At 40.2% G+C, this 12,406-nt stretch carries 11 protein-coding genes; 3 read left to right on the top strand and 8 right to left on the bottom strand.

Going from position 1 to position 12,406, the window contains the following annotated elements; genetic code table 11:
* Window positions 1–18: 18 nt before the first annotated feature.
* From opp4B to HMPREF2961_RS02885, 8 genes are all read right to left on the bottom strand, one after another.
* Window positions 19–981, bottom strand: coding sequence for an oligopeptide ABC transporter permease (gene opp4B / locus HMPREF2961_RS02920; RefSeq protein WP_002290474.1), 963 nt, complete (start codon window positions 979–981; stop codon window positions 19–21).
* On the bottom strand, window positions 981–1,925 hold the full coding sequence (locus tag HMPREF2961_RS02915) for an ABC transporter ATP-binding protein (RefSeq protein ID WP_002315511.1): 945 nt from the start codon (window positions 1,923–1,925) through the stop codon (window positions 981–983). Before HMPREF2961_RS02915 ends, opp4B begins: the two co-directional genes overlap by 1 nt.
* Window positions 1,926–2,930: an ABC transporter ATP-binding protein gene (locus tag HMPREF2961_RS02910; protein WP_002309832.1), complete on the bottom strand. Its 1,005-nt coding sequence runs from the start codon at window positions 2,928–2,930 to the stop codon at window positions 1,926–1,928.
* Between the two features lie 267 nt (window positions 2,931–3,197).
* Complete coding sequence (acpP, locus tag HMPREF2961_RS02905; RefSeq protein ID WP_002294295.1) at window positions 3,198–3,440, bottom strand: acyl carrier protein; 243 nt, start codon at window positions 3,438–3,440, stop codon at window positions 3,198–3,200.
* 120 nt (window positions 3,441–3,560) lie between these two features.
* A complete protein-coding gene (gene plsX / locus HMPREF2961_RS02900) occupies window positions 3,561–4,562 on the bottom strand; it encodes a phosphate acyltransferase PlsX (protein WP_002315510.1) in 1,002 nt (333 codons plus the stop codon).
* A 48-nt stretch (window positions 4,563–4,610) separates the two neighbouring features.
* Window positions 4,611–6,647 carry an ATP-dependent DNA helicase RecG gene (recG, locus tag HMPREF2961_RS02895; protein ID WP_002315509.1) on the bottom strand — a complete coding sequence of 679 codons (2,037 nt, stop codon included), beginning with the start codon at window positions 6,645–6,647 and terminating at the stop codon, window positions 4,611–4,613.
* A gap of 117 nt (window positions 6,648–6,764) precedes the next feature.
* On the bottom strand, window positions 6,765–8,447 hold the full coding sequence (locus HMPREF2961_RS02890; RefSeq protein ID WP_002290465.1) for a DAK2 domain-containing protein: 1,683 nt from the start codon (window positions 8,445–8,447) through the stop codon (window positions 6,765–6,767).
* A gap of 51 nt (window positions 8,448–8,498) precedes the next feature.
* Window positions 8,499–8,861 carry an Asp23/Gls24 family envelope stress response protein gene (locus tag HMPREF2961_RS02885; protein WP_002290464.1) on the bottom strand — a complete coding sequence of 121 codons (363 nt, stop codon included), beginning with the start codon at window positions 8,859–8,861 and terminating at the stop codon, window positions 8,499–8,501.
* A 269-nt stretch (window positions 8,862–9,130) separates the two neighbouring features.
* Here HMPREF2961_RS02885 and rpmB point away from each other — a divergent pair, with 269 nt between their 5' ends.
* The 3 genes from rpmB (at window position 9,131) to HMPREF2961_RS15505 (ending at window position 12,375) form a co-directional block, all read left to right on the top strand.
* The gene (gene rpmB, locus HMPREF2961_RS02880; protein WP_002290463.1) at window positions 9,131–9,319 is read left to right on the top strand and encodes a 50S ribosomal protein L28; all 189 of its coding nucleotides are present in this window, start codon (window positions 9,131–9,133) and stop codon (window positions 9,317–9,319) included.
* Window positions 9,320–9,557: 238 nt separating this feature from the next.
* Window positions 9,558–12,227, top strand: coding sequence for a YfhO family protein (locus tag HMPREF2961_RS02875; RefSeq protein ID WP_002315507.1), 2,670 nt, complete (start codon window positions 9,558–9,560; stop codon window positions 12,225–12,227).
* A gap of 7 nt (window positions 12,228–12,234) precedes the next feature.
* Window positions 12,235–12,375 (top strand): hypothetical protein, encoded by a 141-nt coding sequence (locus HMPREF2961_RS15505; RefSeq protein ID WP_016628843.1) that lies wholly within the window; start codon window positions 12,235–12,237, stop codon window positions 12,373–12,375.
* The last annotated feature ends 31 nt before the right edge of the window (window positions 12,376–12,406 follow it).

Here is a 12,406-nt window from a genome sequence, read left to right as displayed (position 1 = left end):
TCTCCTTTCTGATTGGTTTTATTGAATCCGAATACGCGGGTCAACGATACTCATAATGATATCTGACAGTAATGTCCCCACTAGCGTCGCGATTCCTAAAATCAATACTAAGGATGTGATCACGGTGTAGTCTCGTTGACCAATAGAGTCAATAAATAGTTTCCCGACTCCTGGATAGCCAAAAATCTTTTCGATAACTACAGAACCAGCAATCAACGAAGTGATTTCATACCCCATTTGCGAAGCCATCGGCAACGCTGCATTCCGGAAGATATGTCTACTGAATACTTTATTCGTCGGTACCCCTTTGGAACGGGCTGTTCTGACAAAATCAAGCGACTTCGAATCGATTACTTCGCTTCGCAGATATTGGATCGTAACGGCAGTCGCCAGAAATGCTTGGGTAATCGATGGTAGCAGAATATATTTCAAGCGATCTATCCACTGAGTGATAAATCCCCCTTGCAAACCTAGTGTTTGAGAACCGCTGGTTGGGAACCAGCCTAAACGATAACCAAAAACAAACAGCATGATCAAGCCGAAGATAAATAACGGAACAGCAAAACTAAAGAAGTTATAAATCACGACGATCTTATCCAAGATCGAATTTTGATACCGGCCTGCTAGCATCCCTAGAGGCACAGCAATCAAATAAGTAAGGACAACTGTCAAGATCGATAGATATAACGTGTTGATGATCCGTTCACCGATTAGGTCAGCAACAGAGCGTTTGTATAAGAAACTTTGACCAAAATCGCCTTGCAAAGCATTTCCGATCCAACGGAAGTACTGGACATACCATGGGTCATTCAATCCAGCTGATTGTCGCATTTGTTCGATCACTGCCGGATCTTGGTTTGGGTTGATCAAACCAGTAAATGGATCCCCTGGCATCGCTTGGGCTAATAAGAAGATCAGAACACTTAAAATAATAACTTGCGGGATCATCAATAAAACACGTCGCAGAATCGTTTTCCACATTAGCTCGCACCTCCATCTTTCAACGCCACTTTATGTGTAGTTGTGATCGTACGCAAATCGTAGACTCGGCCAGTCGCATCATAGTATTCTCTTTGGTTTTGGATATACTCTTGTTCTACTTTTCGGCGATTTTCTTTGTGGCTTTCCCGATTTTCTACATCGATTTTCGGAATTGCTGAAAGCAGACGTTTCGTATAGATGTGGCGCGGGTCATTATAAATGTCCTCTCTTGTACCGATTTCTACAAATCGACCTTTGTACATAATTGCGATGTTGTCGCACATATGTTTTACTACACCTAAATCATGAGAAATAAATAAATAGCTGAGACCGTATTCTTGCTGGATCCGTTTCATGAAATTCAATACTTGCGCTTGAACAGATAGATCCAGAGCAGATACCGGTTCATCGGCCACGATTAATTTTGGATTAGTAGCAACAGCGCGGGCTACTCCTAGACGTTGGCGTTGTCCCCCTGAAAATTCATGAGGATATTTGTAAAGTGTATCTTCCGGCATCCCAACGATATCTAGCAATCCTTTTACCTTCTTCTTTTCTTCTTGATCGCTTAACCGTTCAAAATTTCGGATAGGTTCTGCAATGATGTCCAATACTCGTTTTTTAGGATTCAAACTAGACATTGAATCTTGGAAGATCATTTGTACGTCTTTGTTATAACCCATTTTTTTTCGGTTGCTTCGCTTCGTTACATCTTTTCCTTCATACATGATTTGTCCAGCTGTCGTCTTTTCTAAACCAACGACTGCTTTTCCTGTAGTGGATTTTCCGGAACCGGACTCTCCCACCAAACCATATGTCTTTCCTTTTTCGATGATAAAATCCACACCATCTACAGCATATACATGATCCGTTACTCGATTGAAGAATCCACTGCGAATAGGGTAATGAACTTTCAGGTCTTTGATTGTGATTAATTCTGTCATCTACACCTCTCCTTTTTCGTCTCTAAAGTGGAAATGCTTGTAGCAAGAGCAACGTACCAAATGGTTCGGAGCGACTTCATGAAGGATAGGATCTTCTTCGTGATCACTTGCTGGTATCCACGGAATACGTGGAGCAAATCGGCACCCTTTACGAGGCATGTTTTTCAGAGAAGGAACGACACCTTCGATCACATGGAGTTCTGCATCATGATTTCCTTCTTGAGGTATAGAGTTCAATAAAGAGCGCGTATAAGGATGTTTCGGATGATCAAACAGTTCTTTTACACCCGCTACTTCAACAAACTGTCCGCCGTACATCACTGCCACTCGATCAGCCATTTCTGCTACGACTCCTAAGTCATGAGTGATCAGGATGATCCCTGTTTTTGTTTCTTCCTGAAGATCTTTCAGTAAATCAAGAATCTGGGCTTGGATGGTTACATCTAGGGCTGTCGTCGGTTCATCTGCAATGACGATTGGAGGTTTGCAGGCGATTGCGATTGCGATGATGACACGTTGTCTCATACCGCCTGATAATTCATGGGGATATTGACGTCCAACTCTTGCTGGATTAGGAATCCCTACTTGTTCTAGTAATTCCAGTGCGCGAGCTTGACGCTGTTCTGCATTCATCTTTGTGTGATAGGAAAGTCCTTCTTTGATCTGGTCTTCGATTCTCATGAGAGGATTTAATGCAGACAACGGATCTTGGAAAATCATTCCGATATCATTTCCGCGGATTTTATTATAAAGCGTTTCGTTCAGTTCGATTAAATTCAGATCGTTATATAAAATTTCACCTGTAATTTTTGTGTTATTAGGATCAAGTAATCCCATAATCGTAGTAGCTAATGTACTTTTCCCGCACCCAGATTCCCCAACGATTGCTAAGATCTCGTTTTTGTCTAAAGTAAATGAAACATCATCTACTGCATCGTAATAGTCATCTTTGAGTCGGAAGCCTGTATGTAGGTTCTGAACTTCTAATAATTGATTATCTGACAATCGAATACCCCTCTCTGCTTCCTAAACGGAAGTTTTTCTTAGTAAAAAAAGAACATTACACAGAATAAAGCGTTTTATAACAAAGGTTATTCTTATCTTTGTGTAATGAATTATTAATAATTATATAGAAAACCACTTTACTTTGCAACATAATTTCTAATTATCGCCAGAATTATCAGAAAAATGTCTTTTCCGTGTCAAAAAGATTAAAAAAAGAAGGATAAAAAGTTGCATACAACTTTTTATCCTTCTTTGCTTTTATTGAAATTATTTGAGATGGCTGCTGATATAATCTACTGCGCCGCCAACTGTTTCAATTTGTTCAGCGTCTTCATCTGAAATTTCTGTACCGAATTCATCTTCAAGTTCTAAAACGAACTCCATAATACTAATTGAATCAGCTTTTAAATCATCTTTGATGTTCAATTCATCCGTCACTTTATCGGTATCTATCTCAAAATGATTTGAAATAATTTTCGCTACTTTGTTAAATACTTCTTCGCGAGTCAACTTTTTCACCTCCAAGAATCATACACTTGTCAATTACCTACACCATGGCTAATTTTACTGACATTTTTCAGGAATGTCCACCTTTTTTTAACGAATCGGATTGCCTCAGCTATCTGAATATTATTCTTCGCTTTTTTCAAATTGTTCGACTAACTGTCCTACTACATTTGTTTCAAGCATCGTGTGGATTTGGCGGATCGTATAGCGGACAGCATCAGGACCTGTTGCTCCGTGGGTTTTAATGACTGGTGCTTTCAAGCCAAACAAAACAGCTCCGCCATGTTTGGAATAATCCATTTCAGATTTCAAAGAACGCAAGCCGTCTTTTAAAAGCATGGCGCCCATTTTCCCTTTGATCCCTTCGTTTAGAATAGCGGATTTTAATAGATCCATCATATTCATTGCCGTTCCTTCAATGGATTTCAAAACAGCATTGCCTGTAAATCCATCTGTGACTACTACGTCAGCCACACCATTGAGCAACTCGCGCGCTTCTACATTTCCAATGAAATTCAAACTTGTTTCATTCTGAAGAAGTTCATAGGCTTTTTTCGTCACTTCACTACCTTTTGTGGCTTCTGTTCCGTTGTTTAAAAGAGCAACGCGGGGACGTCCGATCCCTCGGACTTTACGTGCATAGAAAGAACCTAAAATACCGTATTGCAACAAATGTTCTGGTTTGTTTTCTGCGTTAGCGCCAAGATCCAGCATATCGAAACCGGCACCTTCTTTTCCTACTACTGGCAAAGTAGACATCAAGCCAGGGCGTTCGATATTTTTGATACGTCCTACGATGAACAAACCCGCTGCTAGCAGCGCACCTGTATTCCCTGCTGAAAATATAGCATCCGCTTCGCCGTTTTTCACTGCTTGTGCAGCAAGGACCATTGAAGCAGTCTTTTTCCGTCGGATCGCTTTTACTGGCTCATCATCACTATTGATTTTTTCGTCTGTATGGATAATCGTGATGTTTTTTTCATTTATTAAGTATTTCTTGATTTCTGCTTCTTTTCCGTAAAGTAAGAATTCTACTTCTGGAAAATCTTGCTGCGCTAAAGCCACGCCTTCTACAATTGCTTGAGGTGCGTGATCTCCGCCCATTGCATCTACGGCAATTTTCATTGTTCCCACTCCTTTTTCCATCATCATTATAAAGTATAGCATAGTCTGCTAATCGAAATAACGATTATCCTGATTTTCTATCTGGAGGCTTTGTGCTAGAGGCTGATACTCAGGCAGCATCTGCCAATTCTTTATCTGCCAAAGAGCTGCAGCCTCTTCTCTGGCTACCTCCAAAACATTTCCATCTGTCACCAAGTCAGCAATCGCAAATTGAGGTAAACCAGATTGTCGGAAGCCGAATACTTCACCGGGACCGCGTAATTCCAGATCTTTTTCACTTAGTACAAAACCATTGGTGGTCTCTGTCATGATTTTCATCCGCTCCACGCCTAGTTCATTTTTGGGATTAGCAACTAAGATACAGTAGGAAGCATCACTTCCGCGTCCAACACGTCCACGAAGCTGATGCAGCTGTGCCAAACCAAATCGATCCGCATCCATAATCAGCATGACGGTTGCGTTTGGCACGTTTACCCCTACTTCTATTACCGTAGTAGAAACTAATATCTGCATCTGGTTATCTTTGAAAGCTTCCATGATCACTTCTTTTTCCTGATTCTTCATTTTACCATGTAACAAGCCAACTTCATATTTTGGTGCAAATAATTCACGAAGTTTTTCATAGATTTCCACTGCGTTTTTTACGTCTAATGCTTCTGATTCTTCGATCAGTGGACAGATGACATACATTTGATGTCCTCTTGCCAGTTCTTTCCTTGTCCAATCCAGTACACTGTCTAATTGAGGTGTTCTTACCCAGCGTGTTTCAATCGGGATACGTCCAGCTGGAAGTTCATCAATGATCGATACATCCATTTCACCGTACGCTGTGATAGCTAGCGTTCTAGGGATCGGAGTGGCTGTCATAAACAAGACATCAGGTCGCCAGCCTTTTTCACGAAGGACTTTCCGCTGATTCACACCAAAACGGTGCTGTTCATCCGTAATAACTAGACCTAAATTCTGAAATTCAACTCCATCTTGGATCAATGCATGTGTACCGATCACGACGTTGATTTCTCCTCGTTCTAGTTTTTCAAGGAGTTCCCGTCGTTCTTTTGTTTTCGTTGACCCTGTAAGCAATGCGACCGTTACTTCATTGGGATCAAACAGCTGTTGCAAACTTTCCATGTGCTGTTGTGCCAAGATTTCGGTAGGCACCATCAACGCACCTTGGAAACCCGCTATAACGGTGGCATATAATGCGATTGCGGCAACCACTGTTTTTCCGCTACCTACATCTCCCTGCAAAAGTCGCTGCATATGTTGAGGACTGCGAAGATCCCGACAGATTTCATTCGTTACCCGTTTTTGGGCATTTGTCAGTTCAAAAGGCAACTTTTGAGTAAATTCTTTTAATTTTTGGACATCATAAAGGATCTCCAAGCCATTCGTTTCTGCTTTTTCTGCTTTTTTCAATCCTTGAAGACGCATTTGAAATAAAAAGAATTCTTCAAAAACGACACGTCGTTTGGCTTGGTGATTTTCTTCGTGGTTTTTCGGAAAGTGCATACTTCTTACAGCAGAAGCTCGGTCAAGTAGTCGATATTTCTCCACAAGGTTGTTCGGCAGGTTTTCTTCGATCAATGTGCCGTATTCTTGAAACCCTTTTTTGATTAGATCAACTAATGTCGTTTGACGAATCGATTTGTTGACGTGATATATCGGCGAAAAGTCATCCATTGTTTGAGAACCTAATATCTTCATCCCGTTCAAGGCTTTACGCTTTGCATCCCATTTACCGTATACAGCGATTTCCTCCGATAAAATGACTTTTTCTTTTAGATAAGGTTGATTAAAAAAAGAAACGTTGAACACATCATGTTCTTGCATCATTCGAAATTGCAATCGGCTTTTTTTATAACCAAATCGATTCATCACAGGAGGAGAGACTACGATTCCTTTCAAAGTAACCTTTTCTTGATCTTGGATCTCGTTTAGATTTCTTTCCTGAATATCTTCGTAGCGAAAAGGATAATAAGTCAGTAAGTCTTCAATCGTTTGGATGCCCAAGCTGGCAAGACTAGCCGCTCTTTTTTCTCCGACTCCTGCCAGCATAGTGATTGGATCATCTAAAGAACGCATATATTTTTTCCTCCCTCCTTTAACAAAAAAAGGACTTGGTCAGTGATCATACCTGATCACTAACCGAAGGCCTTTTATGAATGAATACTGTGTTAGAAAGATATTCTGTCACAGGAATTATTCAGCAGAAAATAGATAAGGATAGACAGGCTGATCTCCTTGGTGGATCTCGATTTCCAAATCAGGATGTTTTTCTGTTAGTTTCTCAGCAAATTCATTTGCTTGTTCAACTGTTCCTTCATCACCTGCTAAGATCGTTACGATCTCTGTGTCCTCATTGATCATTTGTTCTAGTGTGCTTAACGCTGTTGCTGTGATATCTGGGTTAGAGATCATGATTTTTCCATCGATCATGCCTAAAAAGTCGCCTTCTTTGATCTCTACACCGTCGATTGAGGTATCTCTGATTGCGTGAGTGACTTGACCACTTACGACGCTAGACAACATTTCTGTCATCGTTTCTTTGTTTTCTTCTAAAGAAGCTTGATCATTGAATGAAAGCATAGCCGTCAATCCTTGAGAAATCGTTCTTGAAGGAACAACTGCTACTGGGATATCTGCTACTTCTGCCGCTTGATCAGCTGCCATGAAGATGTTTTTGTTGTTCGGTAAGACAATCACTTTATCTGCGTTCACTTCTTGGATCGCTTTAACGATGTCTTCCGTACTTGGGTTCATTGTTTGCCCACCACTGATAACATAATTAGCGCCTAAACTTTCAAACAGCTCTTGGACGCCTTTACCAGCAGCGATTGCTACGATACCATACGGGATACGTGGTGTTTCTTTTTTCGCAAACTCGTTCACTTCTTCATCGTGTTCCAAAATCGTCTCATGCTGCAAGCGCATGTTGTCGACTTTGATTTTGACTAATGAACCGAATTTTTGTCCATAGTTCAAGACTTCTCCTGGGTTTTCTGTATGCACGTGGACTTTGATGATCTCGTCATCATTGACCACAAGTAAAGAATCTCCAATACCATCTAAATAGTTACGGAATTCTTCGTAGTCGAACGTGCTATCAACAGTAGGCCCTTCACCGATTTTCACCATGATCTCTGTACAATAACCAAAATGGATATCTTCTGTCGCCATTTGTCCTTGGACACTGCGATGGTGCTCTGCATTGACCATATCATCCATTTCTGCTGGAGAAGGTTCATATGTTTCATCCGCTTGGAATTCTCCATTCAATGCGCTTAAAAAGCCCTCATAAACAAACAGTAATCCTTGTCCTCCACTGTCTACAACACCGACTTCTTTTAGGACTGGAAGCAAGTCTGGGGTTTTAGCTAAAGCACGTTTTGCTCCTTTTACAACAGCTGTCATCACTTCAACGACATCGTCTGTACTCTTCGCTTTCTTTTCTCCAGCTTTTGCTGCTTCTCTAGCTACTGTCAAAATCGTTCCTTCTACTGGTTTCATTACTGCTTTATACGCAGTTTCAACACCATGAGTGAATGCTGCAGCAAGATCAGAAGCATTTAATGAGACAACATCTGGAATTTGCTTAGAAAATCCTCGGAACAATTGAGACAAAATAACGCCGGAATTTCCGCGCGCACCCATCAGCAATCCTTTTGAAAGCATTGCTGCTAATTCTCCTACTTTTTCTGAGGTTGAATCTACTACTGCCTTCGCTCCACTAGTCATAGATAGATTCATATTTGTTCCCGTATCGCCATCTGGCACAGGGAATACATTTAATGAATTGACGTATTCTGCATTTACTTGCAGACGATTCGCACCAGCCTGCACCATTTCCTGGAACTGGCTTGCACTTATTTCTGTTACACTCACCTAGATAATCCTCCTTCAGATCGACTGCTGAGTTATCAGCCAGTCTCCTGCCTAGTCTGGCAGTACACGAACACCTTGTACAAAGACATTAACTGAATTGGCAGCTACGCCTAATAATGCCTCTAGATTGTATTTCACTTTTTCTTGGACGTTGCGAGAAACTTCAGAGATTTTCGTACCATAGCTGATAATCGTATAAACATCTACAGCAATACCATTATCTTCTTGGCGGACAACTACTCCTCTTGAGTAATTTTCTTTACGCAAAATCTCAGTAATATTATCTTTAATTTGATTTTTGCTGGCCATTCCTACAACACCGAACACATCTGTCGCGGCGCCACCAACAACTGTTGCAATTACATCATTGGTAATTTCAATGGTTCCAGCTGACGTTTGAATTTTTACAGCCATGAATGAGCCTCCTTAACGGGTAAAATACTCCCATTTTTCTTCTATCATATTTTATCATAGCGCAACTTGAAATAAAAGGCAGTTACCCAAAGTACTCAAAAACCTTGCAAAATTTCAGGTATAACCCTGTTTAATTTACAATTATTCTTCACAAATGTCAATTGTATCCATGAAAATGTACTTGCAAATTTCCAATCTATATGATATGTTAGTCTGGTATGAGCTGAATTATTCTATTGCTCCAAATCAAGGCAAAGGAGGAAATTACCATGGCAAAAGTTTGTTACTTTACAGGTCGCAAGACAAAAAGTGGAAACAACCGTTCACACGCTATGAACTCAACAAAACGTACTGTTAAACCTAACTTACAAAAAGTTCGCGTTATGGTCGACGGAAAACCTAAAAAAGTTTGGGTGTCAACTCGTGCTTTGAAATCAGGAAAAGTTGAACGCGTTTAATTGAATGATACTTGGACCGTTCAGATAGTGAACGGTTTTTTATTTAATAAAAATTTTGGCGGGTGGAATTTTTGATTCCTCCCCTTTTTTTGTGTTTATTTTTGTTATACGAACAAATTATGAAGTTATTTATTCCCAAATTTTATTTTTTTATGAAAACTAGACTCTTTTTAAGCAGAGAAAAACAAGGATATGATAAACTAAATACAACTTCATAGAAATTTGGTGGAAAATAAATATGAAAAAAAAATTAAAGTCATTTTTTAGAGAAAACGGACGCTACGCAGCAGCTAGTTTCCTGATTCCGTTTTTGATTTTAGCACTTGTTTATCTAAGTATCGGGATCTATCCCGGGAGCAGCAGAAGTATTTTGGCAAGTGATGCCTTTTCACAATTTTCTAATTTTCATGCAAGCTTCCGAAATGTCCTTCTTGGAAAGCAAAGTATTTTCTATACATGGAATGCTTCTCTGGGCTTGAATTATCTGTCTTTGATTTCTTATTATCTCGGCGGGATCTTCACGCCACTGGTTTTCTTCTTTCCAAACCAGATGATGCCAGATGCACTTTATGTTCTGACTTTGCTTAAAGTCGGCTGCGCCGGATTAGCTTTTTGGTTTCTTGCACGCACGTTCAAGATTCCTCGCTGGGGGCATGTTGCACTTAGCGTCAGTTACGCATTGATCTCATTCATTACTGCACATTCGGAGATCATCATGTGGCTGGATGCTTTTGTTTATCTTCCATTAGTGATTTTGGGGATTCATCGTGTCATGGATCTGAAACGGCCGAAACTTTTATTCATCAGCTATTTGCTCTTGTTTCTATCCAGTTTTTATATGGGCTTCATGATTGGTGTCTTTTCTTTCTTATATTTTATTGCCCGTCTATTGACAAACTGGTCAGAATACAAAAAATCGATTGTTCCTTATGGGATCACTTCTTTACTGGCAGGCGGCGCTTCAATGATCATTGTATTGCCAGCAGTACTGGATCTTCGGTCAAATGGCGAAGCATTGAGTCAAATCACTACGTTGAAAACAGAAGCGACTTCTTATCTGGATCTGATCATGAAAAACATGATTGGTGTTTATGACACCACAAAATACGGTTCGATTCCGTTCATTTACGCAGGTCTGCTTCCGCTGGTCCTTTGCTTGTTTTATTTTGCCAGTCGGAAAGTACCGTTGAAAAATAAGTTTTTGTACGGTGGTCTTTTCGCCATACTTATCGCAAGTTTTTATCTTGTTCCATTGAATTTGTTTTGGCATGGTATGCATGCACCGAATATGTTTTTATTCCGTTATGCCTATCTGTTCTCTTTCTTAGTTCTCCTGCTTGCAGGAAAAGGATGGGAAAGGATAGAACAAGACGATCGTGGGCTGTTGTTAGGAATCATTTTGGTCGTAGCTGCTCTCTTTGCGGTGGCATGGGGCATCAAACCTGAAGGAAGCTACACCTATGTGACGATGACTTCCTTTGTATTGACAGTTGTTTTCTTAGGGATCTATGCTTTTGCTGTGGGATTTTATCAGCATAAAAAACTTTCCTTCAACCATCTAAGTATATTGTTGTTATTGATCATGTCCGCTGAGGCATTAGTCAATACGAACAGCATGATCCATGGTATCCTTGATGATTGGAATTATGCTTCCCGCAGTTTGTATACGGATCCTTATCCTGACTTGAAAGCTCTTGTAAATGAAACAAAAGAAGATTCTGACTCGTTTTACCGCTTGGAAAATCTGGATCCGGTATCGTCAAATGATTCGATCAACTACGGTTACAGCGGCATCAGCTTGTTTTCTTCTATAAGAAATCGTAATTCTTCCTCTTATCTGGATACATTAGGGTTCCGTTCAAGAGGAACAAATTTGAATATCCGCTACAATAATAATACTTTGCTGATGGATGGCTTTACAGGAATCAAATACAACATTTCTAAGAACGAAAGCACGTTCAGCAAATATGGCTTCCGCCAAGCTGGTCAAAGCGGCGACTATACACTGTATCAGAATGTCAATGCATTGCCACTGGCATTTACCGCACCGTTATCCGTTAATGATATTGAGCAGCCCGTAACAGATAATTTAACTAGTCAGACAAATTTGATCAATACATTATCTGGTCTAAATGAACAGTATTTTACATTCTATACGCCTACTTTGAAGAATCAGTTAAATACGACGATCACAAAAACAACGACTGGTGTGACTTATTCAGAGACGGCAGATAATCAACCAAAAGAGCTCACATGGGAAGTCCATGTACCTGCAAATACACAAGCTTACTTAAGCTTATTCCCAACCAATTTTGCACAATTAGAAAGTTCTAGTGCAACGATCACTGTCAATGGTACATCAAGGAAAACGCAAATCAATATTTCTGGACAATACTATGATCTTGGCTATTACCCCCAAGAGACAACGGTGACATTTACTGCAAGTTTTTATGGGACGAAAGAAGTAAGTTTCATGGAGCCGAAAGTCGTTGGTCTAGATGTTGTAGCCTATCAAGCCGCAATGAATCAGATCAAAGAAAAAGGTGTCGAAATGGAAGCCTCTGGCAGAAAAGCTTCTGGAACTGTAGATACCGCAGAAGATTCTATGTTGGTGACAACTATTCCTTACGACAAAGGATGGAAAGCCGAGATCGATGGGAAGCCAGTCAAAGTCAGCAACTTCAAAAACGCATTCTTGATGCTAAAAGTTCCAGCAGGTAAACACACGGTTACTTTCAGCTACTTGCCTGAAGGATTTATGATAGGTGCAATCCTTTTTGTACTATGTATTGCATTGTTTATTCTTTATGTCTGGTACCTTGACCGCAATCGTCCCTTTTATGGCACGATTGATCCAACAATAGAAGAAAAACCGCGAAATACACACAGAAGAAGACGAAGAAAATAAAGAAACGATGGAACCTGTTCAGACTGTCCGCATCAAGGGCAATCAAAACAACGTTCCATCGTTTTTTGGTTACAAAAAAGTAGTGTGGCAAAAAGAAGGTTCACTTATCCATGCTTCGTTCACAAGTCGCGATATTCATCAAACGTGAGAAGCTGTTTTTTGAAATTGCTCCTTGTGAC

Origin of the sequence: Enterococcus sp. HMSC076E04, from assembly GCF_001814285.1 — a bacterium.
Taxonomy (GTDB): domain Bacteria; phylum Bacillota; class Bacilli; order Lactobacillales; family Enterococcaceae; genus Enterococcus_B; species Enterococcus_B lactis.
Note: the sequence above shows the minus strand (reverse complement) of the source record. Positions and strands in the feature narration are given on the sequence as shown.

Coding starts and splice junctions, on each gene's coding strand:
- recG (WP_002315509.1), bottom strand. CDS start 6,647: ATGCGTTCTTTAGATGATCCAATCACTATGCTGGCAGGAGTCGGAGAA.
- HMPREF2961_RS02885 (WP_002290464.1), bottom strand. CDS start 8,861: ATGGCTGTAAAAATTCAAACGTCAGCTGGAACCATTGAAATTACCAAT.
- HMPREF2961_RS02875 (WP_002315507.1), top strand. CDS start 9,558: ATGAAAAAAAAATTAAAGTCATTTTTTAGAGAAAACGGACGCTACGCA.
- opp4B (WP_002290474.1), bottom strand. CDS start 981: ATGTGGAAAACGATTCTGCGACGTGTTTTATTGATGATCCCGCAAGTT.
- rpmB (WP_002290463.1), top strand. CDS start 9,131: ATGGCAAAAGTTTGTTACTTTACAGGTCGCAAGACAAAAAGTGGAAAC.
- HMPREF2961_RS15505 (WP_016628843.1), top strand. CDS start 12,235: ATGGAACCTGTTCAGACTGTCCGCATCAAGGGCAATCAAAACAACGTT.
- plsX (WP_002315510.1), bottom strand. CDS start 4,562: ATGAAAATTGCCGTAGATGCAATGGGCGGAGATCACGCACCTCAAGCA.
- HMPREF2961_RS02915 (WP_002315511.1), bottom strand. CDS start 1,925: ATGACAGAATTAATCACAATCAAAGACCTGAAAGTTCATTACCCTATT.